Source organism: Serratia sp. Res13-Sevr-LER1-36-b, assembly GCF_015673035.1.
GTDB lineage: Bacteria > Pseudomonadota > Gammaproteobacteria > Enterobacterales > Enterobacteriaceae > Chania > Chania fonticola_C.
The window spans coordinates 96,893-113,281 of record NZ_JADACK010000020.1 but is presented as its reverse complement, the minus strand read 5'-3'; the positions used below and the strand labels follow the sequence as shown (position 1 = coordinate 113,281).

19 protein-coding genes are annotated in these 16,389 nt (G+C 53.4%); 17 read left to right on the top strand and 2 right to left on the bottom strand.

Going from position 1 to position 16,389, the window contains the following annotated elements; genetic code table 11:
* The first annotated feature begins 66 nt into the window (after positions 1-66).
* The 9 genes from IMQ33_RS14720 to IMQ33_RS14680 all read left to right on the top strand — a co-directional run bounded on the left by IMQ33_RS14720 (position 67) and on the right by IMQ33_RS14680 (position 7,620).
* Positions 67-621: a fimbrial protein gene (locus tag IMQ33_RS14720; RefSeq protein ID WP_230326743.1), complete on the top strand. Its 555-nt coding sequence runs from the start codon at positions 67-69 to the stop codon at positions 619-621.
* A gap of 13 nt (positions 622-634) precedes the next feature.
* On the top strand, positions 635-3,145 hold the full coding sequence (locus IMQ33_RS14715; protein WP_196062248.1) for an outer membrane usher protein: 2,511 nt from the start codon (positions 635-637) through the stop codon (positions 3,143-3,145).
* A 101-nt stretch (positions 3,146-3,246) separates the two neighbouring features.
* Positions 3,247-4,008 carry a fimbria/pilus periplasmic chaperone gene (locus IMQ33_RS14710; RefSeq protein WP_161713703.1) on the top strand — a complete coding sequence of 254 codons (762 nt, stop codon included), beginning with the start codon at positions 3,247-3,249 and terminating at the stop codon, positions 4,006-4,008.
* A gap of 75 nt (positions 4,009-4,083) precedes the next feature.
* A complete protein-coding gene (locus tag IMQ33_RS14705) occupies positions 4,084-4,686 on the top strand; it encodes a fimbrial protein (RefSeq protein WP_230326744.1) in 603 nt (200 codons plus the stop codon).
* A gap of 43 nt (positions 4,687-4,729) precedes the next feature.
* Positions 4,730-5,215: a fimbrial protein gene (locus IMQ33_RS14700; RefSeq protein ID WP_065687008.1), complete on the top strand. Its 486-nt coding sequence runs from the start codon at positions 4,730-4,732 to the stop codon at positions 5,213-5,215.
* Complete coding sequence (locus tag IMQ33_RS14695; RefSeq protein ID WP_196062249.1) at positions 5,212-5,700, top strand: fimbrial protein; 489 nt, start codon at positions 5,212-5,214, stop codon at positions 5,698-5,700. The genes IMQ33_RS14700 and IMQ33_RS14695 overlap by 4 nt, the downstream gene beginning before the upstream one ends.
* Positions 5,701-5,710: 10 nt before the next feature.
* Positions 5,711-6,190: a fimbrial protein gene (locus tag IMQ33_RS14690; RefSeq protein ID WP_065687006.1), complete on the top strand. Its 480-nt coding sequence runs from the start codon at positions 5,711-5,713 to the stop codon at positions 6,188-6,190.
* Between the two features lie 10 nt (positions 6,191-6,200).
* The gene (locus tag IMQ33_RS14685) at positions 6,201-6,746 is read left to right on the top strand and encodes a fimbrial protein (protein ID WP_186529392.1); all 546 of its coding nucleotides are present in this window, start codon (positions 6,201-6,203) and stop codon (positions 6,744-6,746) included.
* A 52-nt stretch (positions 6,747-6,798) separates the two neighbouring features.
* A complete protein-coding gene (locus tag IMQ33_RS14680) occupies positions 6,799-7,620 on the top strand; it encodes a PapG chaperone-binding domain-containing protein (protein WP_196062250.1) in 822 nt (273 codons plus the stop codon).
* A gap of 159 nt (positions 7,621-7,779) precedes the next feature.
* Here the strand turns inward: IMQ33_RS14680 and IMQ33_RS14675 are convergent, their stop codons facing one another.
* The gene (locus IMQ33_RS14675) at positions 7,780-8,256 is read right to left on the bottom strand and encodes a hypothetical protein (RefSeq protein WP_196062251.1); all 477 of its coding nucleotides are present in this window, start codon (positions 8,254-8,256) and stop codon (positions 7,780-7,782) included.
* On the bottom strand, positions 8,249-9,046 hold the full coding sequence (locus IMQ33_RS14670; RefSeq protein WP_098928676.1) for a winged helix-turn-helix domain-containing protein: 798 nt from the start codon (positions 9,044-9,046) through the stop codon (positions 8,249-8,251). Before IMQ33_RS14670 ends, IMQ33_RS14675 begins: the two co-directional genes overlap by 8 nt.
* A gap of 393 nt (positions 9,047-9,439) precedes the next feature.
* Between IMQ33_RS14670 and IMQ33_RS14665 the strand changes: the two genes are divergently transcribed.
* The 8 genes from IMQ33_RS14665 (at position 9,440) to IMQ33_RS14630 (ending at position 16,300) form a co-directional block, all read left to right on the top strand.
* Complete coding sequence (locus tag IMQ33_RS14665; RefSeq protein ID WP_173409811.1) at positions 9,440-10,111, top strand: helix-turn-helix transcriptional regulator; 672 nt, start codon at positions 9,440-9,442, stop codon at positions 10,109-10,111.
* 159 nt (positions 10,112-10,270) lie between these two features.
* Positions 10,271-10,810: a fimbrial protein gene (locus tag IMQ33_RS14660; RefSeq protein WP_098928672.1), complete on the top strand. Its 540-nt coding sequence runs from the start codon at positions 10,271-10,273 to the stop codon at positions 10,808-10,810.
* 42 nt (positions 10,811-10,852) lie between these two features.
* Positions 10,853-11,431, top strand: a complete 579-nt coding sequence (locus IMQ33_RS14655) for a fimbrial protein (RefSeq protein ID WP_226906621.1) — start codon at positions 10,853-10,855, stop codon at positions 11,429-11,431.
* A gap of 18 nt (positions 11,432-11,449) precedes the next feature.
* Positions 11,450-13,984: an outer membrane usher protein gene (locus tag IMQ33_RS14650; protein ID WP_065686991.1), complete on the top strand. Its 2,535-nt coding sequence runs from the start codon at positions 11,450-11,452 to the stop codon at positions 13,982-13,984.
* A 14-nt stretch (positions 13,985-13,998) separates the two neighbouring features.
* Positions 13,999-14,754 carry a fimbria/pilus periplasmic chaperone gene (locus IMQ33_RS14645; protein WP_196062860.1) on the top strand — a complete coding sequence of 252 codons (756 nt, stop codon included), beginning with the start codon at positions 13,999-14,001 and terminating at the stop codon, positions 14,752-14,754.
* Between the two features lie 74 nt (positions 14,755-14,828).
* Positions 14,829-15,263 (top strand): fimbrial protein, encoded by a 435-nt coding sequence (locus IMQ33_RS14640; RefSeq protein ID WP_098931726.1) that lies wholly within the window; start codon positions 14,829-14,831, stop codon positions 15,261-15,263.
* A gap of 14 nt (positions 15,264-15,277) precedes the next feature.
* Positions 15,278-15,760, top strand: a complete 483-nt coding sequence (locus IMQ33_RS14635; RefSeq protein WP_226906619.1) for a fimbrial protein — start codon at positions 15,278-15,280, stop codon at positions 15,758-15,760.
* A gap of 9 nt (positions 15,761-15,769) precedes the next feature.
* Complete coding sequence (locus tag IMQ33_RS14630; RefSeq protein ID WP_196062859.1) at positions 15,770-16,300, top strand: fimbrial protein; 531 nt, start codon at positions 15,770-15,772, stop codon at positions 16,298-16,300.
* The last annotated feature ends 89 nt before the right edge of the window (positions 16,301-16,389 follow it).

Here is a 16,389-nt window from a genome sequence, read left to right as displayed (position 1 = left end):
TGCGTAGTGCTGAACAACCTGCGGCGGCTCTGCCGCAGGTTTTTTTGCGACCCATGGAGTTGGTTAATGAAATGGACTTATGGCGTTTCACCCTGTGAGGTGCCTTCCCTGCTGATGTGTTGTGCCCTGGCATTTTCCGGGAGTGCATTTTCCGCTGATGTGCTTGGGCAGGGGCGCGTCAGCATGGAAGGTGCCATTGTTGAGACGCCGTGTGCAATTGAAGTCGGGGACCGTGACCAGAGTCTGGTTATGGACACCCTCCCGGTCAGCCAACTGATCCGGGACGGTCGCGGGCCAGAAAAAGATTTTGCCATCCGCCTGGTGGATTGCGTGCTGGTCCGTGTTGACGCGACAGCCCCCGACTGGCAGCGCTTTCAGGTGACCTTTGACGGTGATGACGATCGCGGTCACTTCGGAGTGAGCGGAGAGGCACGCGGCGTGGCGTTGATGATACGTGATGCCAGAGGTGAGGTAGCAGCACCGGGGGATGCCTTGCGGGCCGGAGCCATGACCCCGGGAGAGATGCAACTGCATTACACCCTGAGCCTGGTGGGTAACCAACAGACGTTGCGAGCAGGGGATTACCGTTCGGCTATACGGTTCAGAATGGATTATTACTAAAGGGACTCTCTTCATGGCGCGTTATTTTTCCCGCTCCCTGCTTGCCATCTTGTGTCAAGCCGGCTTGGGCAGCAGCGTATTGCTCGGTGCGGTGAACGTGGCCCAGGCAAAAGATATCCAGTTCAACACGGATGTCCTGGATCTCAAAGATCGTGACAACATTGATTTAGGCCAGTTTTCGCACCAGGGTTTTATCCTGCCGGGCACTTATGACCTTGCTTTAAGCCTGAATAACCAGGTGCAACCGGCACGCCCGATAACGTTCTTGGCACCGGACGACGATCCGAAAGGTAGCCAGGTCTGTCTGAGCAAAGAGATGGTGGAGCAGTTGGGGCTGACCAAGGCCGCACTGGTCGGGTTGACCTGGTGGCATCAGGGCGAGTGTCTGGATCTGGCTAGCCTGGATGGGCTTCAGGCCCGTACCGATCTCGGTACCAACACGCTGTACCTCAGTATCCCGCAGGCTTATCTGGAATACAGCAGTGCGAACTGGGATCCGCCGTCGCGCTGGGAAGAGGGGATCCCTGGCATTCTGCTGGACTACAACCTTAATACCCAGGTTCAGCGGCAGAACCGGGATGGTACTCAAGGGTATAACTTCAGCGGCAACGGAGTGACCGGGGCCAATCTGGGAGCCTGGCGGCTGCGGGCCAGTTGGCAGGCCAGGATCGACCATCAGAGCGATTCGGCGAAAGAGAATACCCGCAGTTTTGACTGGACGCAGTACACCGCCTACCGGGCTATTACACCGCTTCGCGCCAAGCTGACGCTAGGGGAAGATTTCCTTAATTCCGACATCTTCGACAGCTTCCGTTTCACCGGGGGCAGCCTGGTCTCGGATGACAACATGTTGCCGCCGAATTTGCGTGGTTATGCGCCAGAAGTCACCGGTGTGGCACGCGGCAACGCCAAGGTAGTGATTAGCCAGCAGGGGCGGGTGATTAAGGAAGTCCTGGTCGCATCCGGGCCATTCCGTATTCAGGATCTGGATAGCGCGGTCTCTGGCGCACTGGATGTACGGGTTGAAGAAGCGGATGGCAGCGTGCAGCGTTTCCAGGTGGATACCGCCACCATTCCATACCTGACACGACCCGGGCAGGTGCGTTTCAAGCTGGCGGCAGGCCGTCCATCTGACTGGCAACATAAGATCAATGGGCCGATGTTTGCCACGGGTGAGTTCTCCTGGGGCGTGAGTAACGGCTGGTCGCTGTACGGCGGCGGGCTGGGCGGGGATGAATACTCGGCCCTGTCACTGGGAATTGGGCGTGATTTGATGGTTTTTGGGGCCTTGTCTGCGGACGTGACGCAGTCCCGGGCTCGGCTACCGGATCAAGGCACTCAGCAGGGGGGCTCCTACCGCCTGAGCTACTCGAAGCGCTTTGATGATACCGGCAGCCAGGTCACCTTTGCCGGCTACCGCTTCTCCGACAGTGGTTTTATGTCGATGGCGGACTACCTGAGTGCCAAGGATAACGTCAATGGGGTAAGCCCTGGGCGTAGCAAGGAGATGTACACCCTGTCCTTCAGCCAGCAGTTCGAGTCGTTGGCGATGAGTGGGTACCTTAACTACAACCACCAGACCTATTGGAACCAGGCCACCAGTGACCGCTATGACATGACGCTGGCGCGCTATTTTGATATTGGCCGCTTTCGTAACGTCAATCTGTCGCTGACGGCTTATCGCAACAATTTCAGCAACACCAAGGATGACGGCATGTATCTGTCGCTGTCCATGCCATGGGGAAGCAGCGGCATGCTGGGCTATAACGGGTCTTACGCTGCGGGAGACAATACCAACTCGGTCAACTATTCAGATCGGGTCGGTGATACCGACAACTATACGGTCCGGGCTGGGATGGCGAATAGCGATGCTGATATCAGCGGCTATTACTCACACCGTGGAACCCTGGCACAGGTGAATGGCATGGCCAGTTACCGCTCTGGGCAGTATAGCTCGGCAGGGATGTCGATGTCGGGCGGAGCTACCCTGACGGGCGAAGGTGGTGCTTTGCATCGTACATCGCTAATGGGCGGGACGCGGATGCTGATTGATACCGATGGCGTTGCAGGGGTGCCAGTGGGCGGTTATGGCAACACGGTCAACTCCAATATCTTTGGTAAAGCGGTGGTGGCGGATGTGAACAGTTATTACCGCAGCAGCGTACGTATCGACGTAGACAAACTGGCGGACAACGCCCAAGCCACCGGCTCAGTGCTGCAAGGCACGCTGACCGAAGGGGCTATTGGCTATCGTCACTTTGAAGTCGTAGCGGGTGAGAAGGCGATGGCGGTAATACGTCTGGCCGATGGTTCGGTACCGCCTTTCGGTGCCACAGTGCTCAACGCCAAGCAACAGGAAACCGGCATGGTGAACGATGCGGGCAACGTCTACCTCAGCGGTATCAAGCCGGGTGAGACCATGACGGTGCACTGGAACAGTGCCGAACAGTGCCGCATTACGCTGCCGAAGGAAATACCGGCGGGGATGACCGCCAACCTGCTGCTGCCTTGTGTAAACGGATAATGGCAGCTAATGAAACCCAATGAACAGTCAAGGGCGTCATCGTCCGCAGGCTTTTGAGCCTGTCGAGATGGCGTCCGTTAGGAAAAGTATAGGTAATGATGATGAAAAGATTTTTTGTGATGAGCCTGTTGGCAGGAGTCGCGTTAGCCACATTGGTTCCGTCTGCGCAGGCGGCCATTTCGCTGGATCGGACCCGCGTAGTGTTCCCGGGGAATGAGAAGTCAGTGAGCCTGACCGTACGCAACCAGAACCCGGAACTGCCATACCTGGCTCAGGGTTGGCTGGAGGACGCCCACGGTACCAAGCTTGAAGGGAACAGCGCGTTTACCGTGCTGCCACCGGTACAGCGTGTTGAACCAAAAGGGCAGACGCAGGTGAAAATCCAGGCAACGCCGGGAGCCAACATGTTGCCACAGGATCGTGAATCGTTGTTCTTCTTCAACCTGCGGGAAATCCCGCCAAAAAGCGACAAGTCGAACGTATTGCAGATAGCGCTGCAAACGCGCATCAAGATGTTCTATCGCCCGGCTGCACTAGCCGAAGCGGCGGCCATGCAGCAGGCGACGCCGTATCAGGAGCAACTGACGCTGAGCAAAAATGGTGACCAATACACCGTCAACAACCCAACGCCGTATTTTGTGACGTTGATTGGTGCCAGCGCCAAGAAAGAAGGTGAAGTGGTGAAAGGTTTTGAACCGGTGATGGTGCCACCAAAGGGCAGCGTCAAACTGGGCGGCAGTGCGGCGGCGTTAGGGGCGACCCCGGTGCTGGTGTATGTCAATGACTACGGCGGTCAACCGGCGCTGACCTTCCGCTGCGGGGGTAACAGCTGCCAAGTGGATGAAAGCAAGCGCGACAAATAATCACCCGGCGTCAGTGATGGTGATGGGGGGGGCCCGGCGGGCATGAACCGTGAAGGAAGAACAAGGAAAGCAATCATGGAAAAGAGAAGACTGCCCGGCCAGGTGGCAAAGTACTGCGTCCAGAGCGGAATGGTACTGGCTGCGCTGCTTTCTCCGGTGGCGCAGGCTGCTACGGGGTTGATCGACGGTGAGCACGGTGTGCTGCGCGTGTCGGGAGCGCTGACCGAAAGCGCCTGCCGCCTGGAGATGAGCAGTGCCGACCAGTCGGTCGAGTTGGGGGATGTGGGAACGGGTCGCCTGCAACACGTTGGCGATCGGGGAACGGCGGTGGCGGTACAACTGCGTTTGCAAGACTGCCTGCGTAGCGCGGCCAACAATCGTGACCAGCAGGGCAACCTGACCTGGAGCACCAATCAGCCCGCAGTGTCGTTGACCTTTACCGGCGTGCAGGATAGCCACGAGCCCAATCTGTTCCTGGCGCGCGGTGTGGGCGGTATGGGGCTGCGCCTGACGGACGCCTCCCGCCGTGACGTCGTGCCCGGGTTGGCTGGGCAACCGCAATTACTGACACCTGGCAGCAACGTGCTGACCTACTATATCGCGCCGGAGCGCACCGGGGCGCCGCTACAAGCGGGCGCGTATCTGGCCCATGTCAACTTCAGGCTGAGCTATGAATAGGTTGGTTTATCGGCTTAAGGGGCGCTCCGTTCTCAGGAGCCTAATGTGTACTGCCCTCGGTACGGCGGGGAGTCTGGCATTGTGCCTGGCTACGGCACAGGCCAGCAACCAGCTTGCGCTCACCATCAAGGGTATCGTGATGACGGGACCCGCTTGCATAGTGAATGGCAACACCACGATTGACGTGAACTTTGGCAGTGCCTTGCAGACCACCAGCATTGATGGCAACAACTATGCCACGCCAGTGCCGTTTTCCCTGAGCTGTACCGGCAGCACTTCCAGCTTGCGTCTGCGGTTCCAGGGTTCGGTCAGCGGCTTTGATTCCGACGTGTTGGCAACCAACTTTACGGATCTGGGGATCAAGCTGTTGAAACCGGACAACAGTGCGTTAGCGCTGGGTGAATGGTTTACCTTCAGCTATTCGGCCACGCCGCCTGCCATCAGTGCCGTGCCGGTGAAACGGCCGGGGGCCATTTTACCAGGCGGGGTATTCAACAGTACGGCAACGCTGCTGGTGGAGGTGTTATGAAACAGCTCACAGCGTTATGGCCTGTTTTGGCCCTGACGACCGCTTTGGGTAGCGCGTTACCGGCACAGGCCGTGGACGTCAAGTTCACCGGTACCTTGGTGGTGCCACCGCCCTGTGTGATTAACAGCAATAGCGATATTTCAGTGGATTTTGACACCGATATGCTGGCCGGGCGGATAAATGGGGTTAATTACGAAAAGCCCATCACTTATACGCTGGACTGTAGTGGCGCGACCTCCGTAACGCTGAAACTGCAATTTCAGGGCGGTGGGGCAGGTTTTGATGCCAGCGTGCTCGGTACCAGCAAAGCCAATCTGGGCCTGGAGTTGCGCAGTGACGGCACCAAGCTGCCGATGAATACCTGGCTCAATTTTACCAACCCGGCTCGCCCTGCACTGACGGCAGTCCCGGTTAAGGCTACGTCCAGCACCCTGAGTGGGGGAACCTTTACCGCGGTTACCACGCTGTTGGTGGACTATCAGTGAGGGATGAATAATGACGGGTAAAACAGTTTCTCTGGCTATGTTGCTGGGCATGCTGGTGCAGCCAGCACAGGCGGTGCAGGTGAACTTTCAGGGCGGCCTGGTGGAGGCACTGCCCTGCACTATCAATAACGGCGAAACGATCGAAGTGGATTTTGGCGATAATCTGGTGATCCGCAATCTCGACGGGGTTCGCTACAGCAAGCCGATTCCTTACCAGATTGATTGCAGTGCGGCAGGGGTGGTTAAGTTGAGTTTCAAGGGGACCCCGAGCAGTTTTGACGCCACTGCCATTCAAACCAATCTGACGGGGTTGGGTATCCGTATTCTGCTTGAGGGTGGCTTACCGTTCCCTTGGCAGAACTCGTATTTTAATAATGTTAACGTGCAATCACTCCCGGGGCTGAGCGCAGTGCCGGTAGCAGATCCGGCGCAGCCACCGGTCCCCGGGGCATTTACTGCCCGTGCCACATTGCTGGCGGAATATCAATAGGAGCCGCTTGATGAAGCAATGGCAAGAGTTACCACGGATCGGTCTGGCACTGCTGTTGACCTGCCCATTTTTATTCTGCGCACCGGCGCAGGCGGTCGAGAACGTGGAATTCAGAGGGGCGTTGGTAAATGCACCCTGCACCCTGCGCCCAGGTGACGAGGCGATAGAGCTGAATTTTGGCACGCTGGTTAACAAGTTCCTTTACACCAATACGCGCACCCCGAGCCAAGCGTTCTCGTTACATCTGGATGACTGTGATACGGCGGTGGCAACAGGTGTGAAGCTGACGTTTATGGGTACTGAGAGCACGGCATTGCCTGGGTTGTTGGCGCTGGATGCTGCCAGCGTGGCCCGCGGAGTGGCGGTGGGGATGGAAACGGGGGCTGGCCAGGCGTTGCCGCTCAATATCCAGAGCTCCACCACGCCGCTGACGCAGGGCAATATGGTGATTGCGCTTCAGGCGTATGTGCAGGCAGAACCCGCGGCCAAGGCCAACCAAGGGATAGTCGAAGGGGCATTTACGGCCACGGCGACTTTTGCTCTGGAGTACCAGTAGCAACTGTTCCTCCGCTTAGCTGCCTGCCTATTCTACAATCGAGACTAACTTTATGTACGACATCGTGAAACGAATGAAATCGCTAATTGCTTTACTCTGCCTGATGACCAGTACGTCCAGTTTTGCTGCGTTCGTCATCACCAGCGCGCAATTCGACCAAACAACACAAGAGATGTTTTTCACCTATACCGACGGTGTCGAACAATACGATACAACAAACATCCGCCCGGGCACGACCTCGTTCTTTGACGTGTGTGTGACCAAGAATAATGTTGGATGGAATGCTTATGCCACAGATACCTACTGTGCCTTTAGTTATTCTACTCAAGGCTACGCTAAGAATTACTATTACTGGTCGGATTTCCAAAAGGAATTAATGAAGAGAACGGGGCTAGGATCTGGCGGGAGCTGGAAGGGTAAGGCTAGCAGGATTAATGCGAACACAGGAAATACTCGCACCTGTGTTGTCTATGAAGGTCCTAACAGCACGAACGCGAGGCTGACAACTTCGTGCGTAAATACGAATAACAAACCCTTCACCACCGGGTGCGATATAACCGGGCCCACAGTTCTCGACCACGGGCTGGTGGACGGCACTGCCATAGCAGGGAATACCGCGAGTCTGACGGCGACGATAACTTGCCCGACGCCAGCTAAAGTTGTGATAACTGTCCCTGCGCTCTCGGATAACACCACCAGTTTCGGCAATGGAATACAATCGACTATCACCATCAATGGCTCGAAATTCCCACCGCCAATCACCATTAATGGCTCGGAAAATGTGCAGATTGCATCTACTCTCGCCCCCACGGGGGGGACTGTAAAGGCTGGCGCGTTTAGCGGGTCTGCGGTTGTTGTGGTGGATGTTCTATAAGCACGCCACGGCGATGTCATCACCGGAGGAAAGAGACTCTTTCCTCCGGTTTTTTGTTTTTGCCATTCGATCCCAGCGTTAAAGAGTCGTCTCCACAACGCGAAACTCGTTAACGTCAAACAGCCCTTTGCTGGTCACCTATCTCCGTATCGCAGCATTTCACTTACGTGCACAGTAAAATGACGGCACCTGCCCGGTAGAAAAAATGTACCCATCTTGGGTTGTAGGGTAAGCGGTGAAGTCGAACTTCAGCCCCGGTTCCAGGTAAAAAAGAGGGAGGTAACGGGCGAGAGCTTTGGTGTCGCTGTTGTCGGCCGGTGTGGTCACTGCCGAGATTGACTTAAGGTGATAAACTGTTTTTATCTGACTGAAATCAAAATAGTTTCTTCTGCTTACGCTAGTGGTCTTGTCGCCCTCCTTAAGGGTTCCCTTCAGACTGACGATGCCATTATTACCTTGGAAGATAAAGTTAACCATAAGGGCCAGCTCCGCATCATCTTTGTGAACCAGCAGCATGGCTTCGCAGTTAAAATGGGTTTGCTGATATTGGCTATAGAGGTGGTATGCCCCCAACGCGAGTAACAGGAACAACAAAGAGAGTAGTGTAAATACGCCGAACAGTTGGGGCTTATTCATTATGCTGCCACTCCAGATAATATTCAGAAATACAGAGATTCTTTGTCCCTGAAGCAAATGGCCATTCGCAGCGAATTACTGAGGCACGTGGAACCAATGGGTTGGCGGTAAAGTAGACAACTTCCTGTTTTTTGCAGGTGAAGTTGTTTTGCGCAATAAATTGCATGTAGGACTGCAACGATGTCTGGCCGTTATGGAGATAGACCGAACACTGCTCTATATTCCCTACGAAGTTAAAATTAGAGAAGAAATTCTTATTCTCTGAGCTATTCCATGCAGCTGACAGCACAATACCGATACCAAAAGAGAGACTAAGCAATATTGCCCACACGTGGCGAGGCCGAGAGGATGCTTTTTTATCCACTTTGCTTGAGGTTAGCGGTTGGTTTTCCTCCACAAGAGGTGTTTCTCCGGCAGAGGCTGTACTCATTTCCGGTATTATTCTTGCAACCGGAACCATTGAGGGAATGGTAAGGCCCTGGCGGGGCACTGTTTTTATCACTGCTTGCTCATAGCCGGCAAGCTTTAATCCTTTACGTAACATAAGGATGTTTTGGTAAAAGGTATTGTTAGACACCTCTAAGCCATTTTTTTGCCATCCGGCTTCAAACAGATCCCGCTGAGGAACCAGCTCACCTTGTTGGCTTAATAAAAGCTGAAGGCAGCGTGAGGCTGCGATAAATAGCGTGATTTTCTCACCATTGACACGAGAGTAAAGCAAGTTTTCCTCAGGCCAGAACTCAACGTTGTCACCGATGAGATAATAATAACCGCTACAGTTACTAGTCATTTCGTTTACTTCCTTGTTCAAAATCACAAGCGTTATTAAAACAAAAAACAACGGATAGCATACAATTTATTAAATGAGATTTTTCTTGTTGATTGTTAAAGCATCACCGTTGAGCTGCCAGGAACCAGGCTCTTCCTGGTCTTGCGTTATAAAACTTATCAAGATTTTTCTGATTAGTAAATTGATTAATGTCGATTAATGCTCAAATATACCGATCTAGGCATCTTCTTAAGGTTGGTTGATCTTAAGTGAAATTTTTTACAATCATATGATTTAATTGATTTTTTTATATTACTTAAATGAAATTTCACAGGTTGATATAAATTGATTATGGCATTTCTGAGTCGGTCGCTAACATGCATCCAACTTTTCAGCGATAGTGGCGGGAAGCAGATGTACGATAGCCGATATGGATTTGGCGATAAGTTTGGTAGCGTTATGGACGACGGGTACGGTGTGGGTGAATATGATTTCGACTATCATAGTGAAGATATAAGTGAGATTTCATTCCATATCTCCAGCAATAATAGCTACTTTTTACAAGGTATCAGATGTAGCTTGCTTAAGTTGCAGCAACAGCATAGTCATGTTGCCTTTGAACATTCGATATCGGATGGTTCGGCACGCAGTGCATTGCTGATTAGCGAAATGATACGTGAAAAGAAAAGCCGAACGTTGATGGTAGTGATTGCCAGTACTGCGTTATTGAATATATTGTCGCTAAGCATTGAGCAACGCTACAGAGACCGAGTTGTTTTTATTGCAACCAATGAGTGTTCTAATGCACTGCTGAAACAAATTGCCGATTCACCAAATACAACATGGGCAAAACGCGACAAGTTTATCCCTAAAGGGACCTTGGCTGCGTTAAGCAACAGAGAAAAACGGATTTGCTATTATCTTTTTCGCGGTTACACGCCAAAAATGATCGGTGCGATTTTAGGGATTAATATTAAAACGGTCAGCAGTCATCGCGTGTCCGTTATGAGAAAAATTGGTTGTACCAACAAGATAGGTTTATATAAGACCTTGCGGGTCTATTACGGTACCAGTGTGGAAGGCTGACCGTTATAACCTATTTTGAGTGCCGAAAGTATAAAGAATGAAGCGTATCCCTATTGGATAATGGGCGGTCGCCTCATGTTTTTTGCAGTCCCCAGACCATGTTTGACATGGATGGTTATTAGTCGTTTATATCAATTTATTTAATAAAGGAATAGAAATATGAAACTGAACAAATTCATGGTTGCCGCAATCGCTTTGGGTTTTGTTTCTGCTGCCAATGCTGCACAGGACGCGGGCCATGGCACAATCGAATTCTACGGTTCCATCATTGATGCACCTTGCTCTATCGCCCCAGGTGATGACAACCAGCGTATCCCAATGGGCCAGATCGCTAACGTGGCGTTGAAAGACGGTGGTAAATCTACCCCTGAAAACTTCTACATCCACCTGGAAAACTGTGATGCATCTACCCTTAAAACGGTAACCACCACCTTCACAGGTCCAACTTCTGCGGGTAACGCCGATCTGCTGGGCATCACCGGTACTGCTCGTGGCGCTAGCCTGGCTATCACCGACGGTAGCGGCACGCTGATCAAACTGGGTCAACCAACTGCTCCACAGGGCATCCAGGATCAAACCAACATCCTGAACTTCTCTGCTTACCTGCAGGGCGACATGGGTGTTGACGGTAAAACTGCTGCAGAAATCGTCCCAGGCGACTTCAGCACCACCACTACCTTTACCCTGGCTTATCAGTAAGGTTTTAACCGGTTAAACGGTCACACATGCGGGGAAACCCGCATGTTTATTCTTAAGGTCATGGTGTCGAAGGGAATTAACAGCGTGAACAAAATGGAATATATCGTGGCGAGTTGCCTGCTCTGCGCTCTGTTTAGCGTAACCGCAGCGGCGGATACGTTTTTGGGACGGGGCCGTGTCGTCATGGAAGGCAGCATTATTGAAACTGCCTGCGCCATTGAGATGAGCAGCCGTGAGCAAGTGATTGAGATGATCACCGTTCCTGCGTCACAGATTGCTCATGATGGGCAAGGTATCGCTAAACCTTTTGTCATTCGCTTAATTAACTGCACCTTGCCACGCTTCGATCCCACGATGCCCGATTGGCAGGCATTCCGCGTGACCTTTGATGGTTTGAAGGATGGCGCCTTACTGGGTATTGAAGGCGAGGCCCAAGGCGTTGGGCTACAGATCAAAGACCAATCAGGCAACATCGCATTACCCGGCGTAGCTATGCCACTGTCAGAGTTAAGCTCCGGAGATAAGCTGCTGCAATACACCATAAACCTGTTGCCGAATCACCAAATACTGCGAGCCGGTGAGTACCGTTCCACCGTGCGTTTCAAAATGGATTATTACTGATAAACGGAATTTTTATCGATGGCCAAACCTGTTGCGAATTCTACTTTCCGGCTGCGCGGATTGTGGGTCTGTATTGCTTTATCGCTGGGAAGCCCGGTTTATCTTACGCATGCCGCAGAGGATATTCAGTTCAATACCGATGTGTTGGATATTAAAGATCGGGAAAATCTCGATCTCAGTCATTTCTCCCGTGGCGGCTATATTATGCCAGGGACTTACACCATGGCGGTGTTTCTCAACCGGCAGCAAATAGCGGAGCGTTCAATCACCTTCGCGCCATCTAAAGCAGATCCTAAAAGCAGCGAACCTTGCCTGACGCCTGAATTGATAGAGCTGTTTGGCCTGAGAGACAGCGTGCTCAAGGACATTGTCTGGGAAGACGATGGGCAGTGTATCGATCTGCAAAGCATTCCAGGATTGACGGTTCAGGGTGACCTGGCGACTTCGTCCCTGCAGCTCAGCGTGCCACAAGCCTATCTTGAATACAGTTCGGAAAATTGGGATCCGCCTTCCCGTTGGGACAACGGCATTACCGGTGCGTTGTTTGACTATAACCTGAATTTCCTGACCACGCGCCAGCAGCACCAGGATCAGGCCTATAGCCTGAGTGGTAATGGGACCACCGGGGCCAACTTTGGTCCTTGGCGTCTGCGTGCGGATTGGCAGTTGCAGATGCGCAATCAGTCTGGCACCAACGGCGAAAATAGCCTGGATTGGAGCCGTTATTACGCTTATCGCGCCTTGCCCAAGCTGCTTGCCCGCCTGACGCTCGGAGAGAATTTTCTTAATTCAGATATTTTCGACAGCTTCCGTTTCACCGGCGTTACGCTCAATACCGATGACAACATGCTGCCACCTAACCTGCGCGGCTATGCCCCGGAAGTGAGTGGCGTTGCCAAAAGCAATGCCAAGGTGACTATTAGCCAACAGGGCCGGGTGTTGTATGAAACTCAGGTCGCGCCAGGCCCATACCGCATTCAGGATTTGAATGATGCGGTTTCCGGCCAACTGCAGGTTCGCGTTGAGGAACAGGATGGCAGCGTGCAGGAGTTCGCCGTGAACACCGCCAGCATCCCCTATCTGACTCGTCCAGGTTCGTTGCGCTATAAACTCGCGGCTGGCCGGCCGACCGATTGGAAACATAACGTCACCGGGCCACTGTTCTCCACCGGCGAATTCTCCTGGGGGGTTAGCAACGGCTGGTCACTGTACGGTGGCGGCGTGGGGAGCGACGACTATAACGCGTTGGCGTTGGGGGTTGGCCGCGATCTGATGATGCTGGGCGCACTGTCGTTCGATGTCACCCAATCCCGGGCTAATTTGCCGCAGGAGAGCTCGTTGTTTGGTAACTCTTACCGCCTCAGTTATTCCAAACGTTTTGACGATTATGACAGCCAGGTGACGTTCGCTGGCTATCGCTTCTCCGAACGCAACTTTATGAACATGAGCGAATTTTTGGACGCACGGACTACCGGTTACCGCACCCAGAGCAGCAAGGAGATGTACACCGTTACGTTCAATAAGCAGTTTGTCGAGCTGGGCCTGAGCACTTTTATCAATTACAGCCACCAGACCTATTGGAATGACAGTGCCAACGATCATTACAACCTGTCGCTGGCGAGATACTTCGATCTGGGCAAGTTCAAGGATCTTAACCTCTCGTTGACCGCCTATCGCAACAAATTTAACGGCACCAACGACGACGGCATGTATCTGGCGATCACCATTCCCTGGGGCCACTCTGGTTCCATCAGTTACAGCGGGTCATGGGATCGCAATGAAAATACTCACCAGGTGGGCTATTTCGGCCGCGTGAATGATGCCGACTCCTATCAGATCAGTGCAGGTAGTGCCCGCCAAGGCGCGGTTGCCAGCGGTTACTACACCCACTTGGGCAACGACGCGCAGGTGAGTGCCAACGCGGGTTATCAAGCTGGACGCTCCAGTTCCATGGGCCTGTTGTTGCAAGGTGGGGTGACGGCGACCGGGGAGGGCGTGGCCATGCATCGGATTGGCATGCCTGGCGGAACGCGCATTTTATTGGATACCGATGGAGTCGCAGGCGTTCCTGTGCGTGGCTATGGTGCCACCACCTTATCCAACCGCTTTGGTAAAGCCGTGGTGTCCGATCTCAACAGCTACTACCGCAACCAGGTCAGCATCGATCTGAACGCGCTGGATGACAAGACCGAAGCGCTCAGCTCGGTGCAGCAAGCGACATTGACCGAAGGGGCGATTGGTCTACGGCGTTTTGAAGTGGTGGCTGGTGAAAAAGCGATGGCGGTGGTTCGTCTGGCCGATGGGTCATCACCGCCTTTCGGTGCCACGGTACAAAATAGCAAGAAACGGGACGTCGGCATTATCAACGATGACGGTAGCGTTTATCTGAGTGGTATTCAGCCCGGGGCCAAGATGACCACCCATTGGAATGGCATCACCCAGTGCGAAATAACGCTGCCAACGCATATCCCACAACATGGGACACAGAATTTACTGCTGCCTTGTCGGCCAATCGCCGCAGGGGAAAATCCGGAAACGGAAAACAGAAGCTGAACGGAAAAAGACTGATGAAATTAACGACCACACATGTATTAACCGCTGGCGCACTGCTGCTGGCCATCTTTACCTCGCAGGCCAATGCGGCGATTGCCCTGGATCGTACCCGGGTGATTTATAACGCTTCCAACAAGTCTGTCAGCATGAACGTCAGCAATGAAAACAAACACCTGCCTTATCTGGCCCAGGGGTGGATTGAGGATGAGCAGGGCAATAAGATCACCAGCCCGCTGATCGTTCTGCCTCCGGTGCAGCGTATTGAGTCTGGTGCCAAAAGCCAGGTGAAAGTGCAGGGGCTGCCTGCTTTGCAGCAATTACCACAGGATCGTGAATCGCTGTTTTATTTCAACCTGCGTGAAATTCCACCGCGCAGCGACAAGCCGAACACGCTGCAAATTGCGTTGCAGACACGCATTAAACTGTTCTACCGCCCGCAGGCGATTGAACCGACCAAGGAACAGATGAGTACGCCGTGGCAGGAAAAAATGACGCTGACGCGCCAAGGCGATCGCTATGTGGTCAACAACCCGACGCCGTATTACATCACCATCGTTGAGGCTAGCACCACTAAAGGTGGCCAGAGCGCCAAAGGGTTTGTGCCGTTGATGGTCCCCCCTAAATCCAATGCACCGCTAAGTGCCAGCGTCAGTGCTTTAGGTAGCGCGCCGGTGCTGACCTACGTGAATGACTTCGGTGGCCGCCCAGAACTTATTTTCCGCTGTGCGGGTGATACCTGTCAGGCAGAACCTGGCAAACGTAACTCATAGCCTACGCGCAACAGAGGTGAACTATGCCGTGGAAAACGTCGACGGGATTTGCAGGTTTGATACTGGTTTTGGGCATGTCATCAGCGGTGGCTGCGACGTCCAACCTGACTATCTCGGGCAATATTTTACTGCCGCCGCCCTGCGTGATTAACGGGGATCAAACCATCACGGTGGATTTTACCAACGAGGTGATGACGACCCGGGTTGATGGTATCAACTACCGCCAGCCGGTGCCTTACACATTGGAATGCTCGGCAGGCAACACCAACGCGTTAAAAATGCAGATCCAGGGCATGGACGCCGGTTTTGCCGGTGCTCTGCAAACCTCGAAAGGCGATTTGGGGATTGCCTTATCGAGTGACAGCCAGGCAATGCCAGTGAATAGCTGGCTGAATTTCACGTTGCCGGATCAGCCAAAGCTGTTTGCCACTTTAGTGAAGCGCCCAGGGACCACCCTGACCGCTGGCTACTTTACGTCGGCAGCCACCATGGTGGTCGACTACCAGTGAAACGGGAGAAAGGAATGAGATCGGTTGCAGGGATGTCACTATTGCTATCGTTTGCTCTGCTGGCCATAAGCCCGTCGCAAGCGGCGGAAAACATGAGCTTTAGCGGTACGTTGATTGAGCCACCTCCTTGTCTGGTGAACAACGACAAAGACATTGATGTGCCTTTTGACCGGATCGGCGTCAAGAGCGTGGATGGGGTGAAGCACCGTCGACAGGTTGATTACGTGCTGGACTGTACGGCGGGACCAGCCTGGAGCATGGTGCTGACGCTGCTCGGCCCGGTCGCCGCCTTTGAGCCGGCTACGCTGCAGACCAATATTGCCAATCTGGGCATCAAAATTTACCAGAACGGCGAGCCGTTTGAGCTCGGTACGCCTATCGCTGTTGACCCGCTCAATCCACCGTTGTTAGAAGCTGTGCCGGTTAAAAAACCGGGCACCGAACTGACTGAAGGGACGTTTGAAGTCACGGCAACGCTGCTTGCGGATTACCAATAAGGAGCTGATATGCGGCAAATACTGAGATATCTCTGTGCCACCGTCGCTCTGCTTGCACTGAGCCAGGGCGTTCAGGCGGCAAACATGCGCTTACATGGCACGCTGGTGGCGGAACCTTGCATCATCCCGCCGGGTGAGGAAACCGTCCAACTGGATTTTGGTACGGTAATCGACAAACAGCTGTATCACAATCAAAGAACTACCAGTTGGGAGTTCAAACTGCACCTGAGCAACTGCGATCTGACGCTAGGCAAATCGGTGCAGGTCACGTTCACCGGAGTGGAAAATCCCGCCTTGCCGGGATTACTGGCGCTGGATGCCTCCAGCCAGGCATCGGGCATTGGTATTGGTATTGAGTCAGAAAATGGCGCTCCTTTGCCATTGAACCAGTTAGGCCCCTATCGCTACCCATTAGCGGCAGGGGACAACTATCTGCGCATGATGGCCTATGTGCAAGGTGAGCCAGACGCGATTACCAACCGAACCATTAATCGTGGTCCTTTCAGTGCCAGCATGACCTTTGCATTGACCTATGACTAAGGGCTGACGCCGCTAGGCCTCTGTGAAGAGGCTAATCAGCAATAGCGCAGAGCAATAAGGAACAGAGATGAAGTTAATAGGGACAGCAC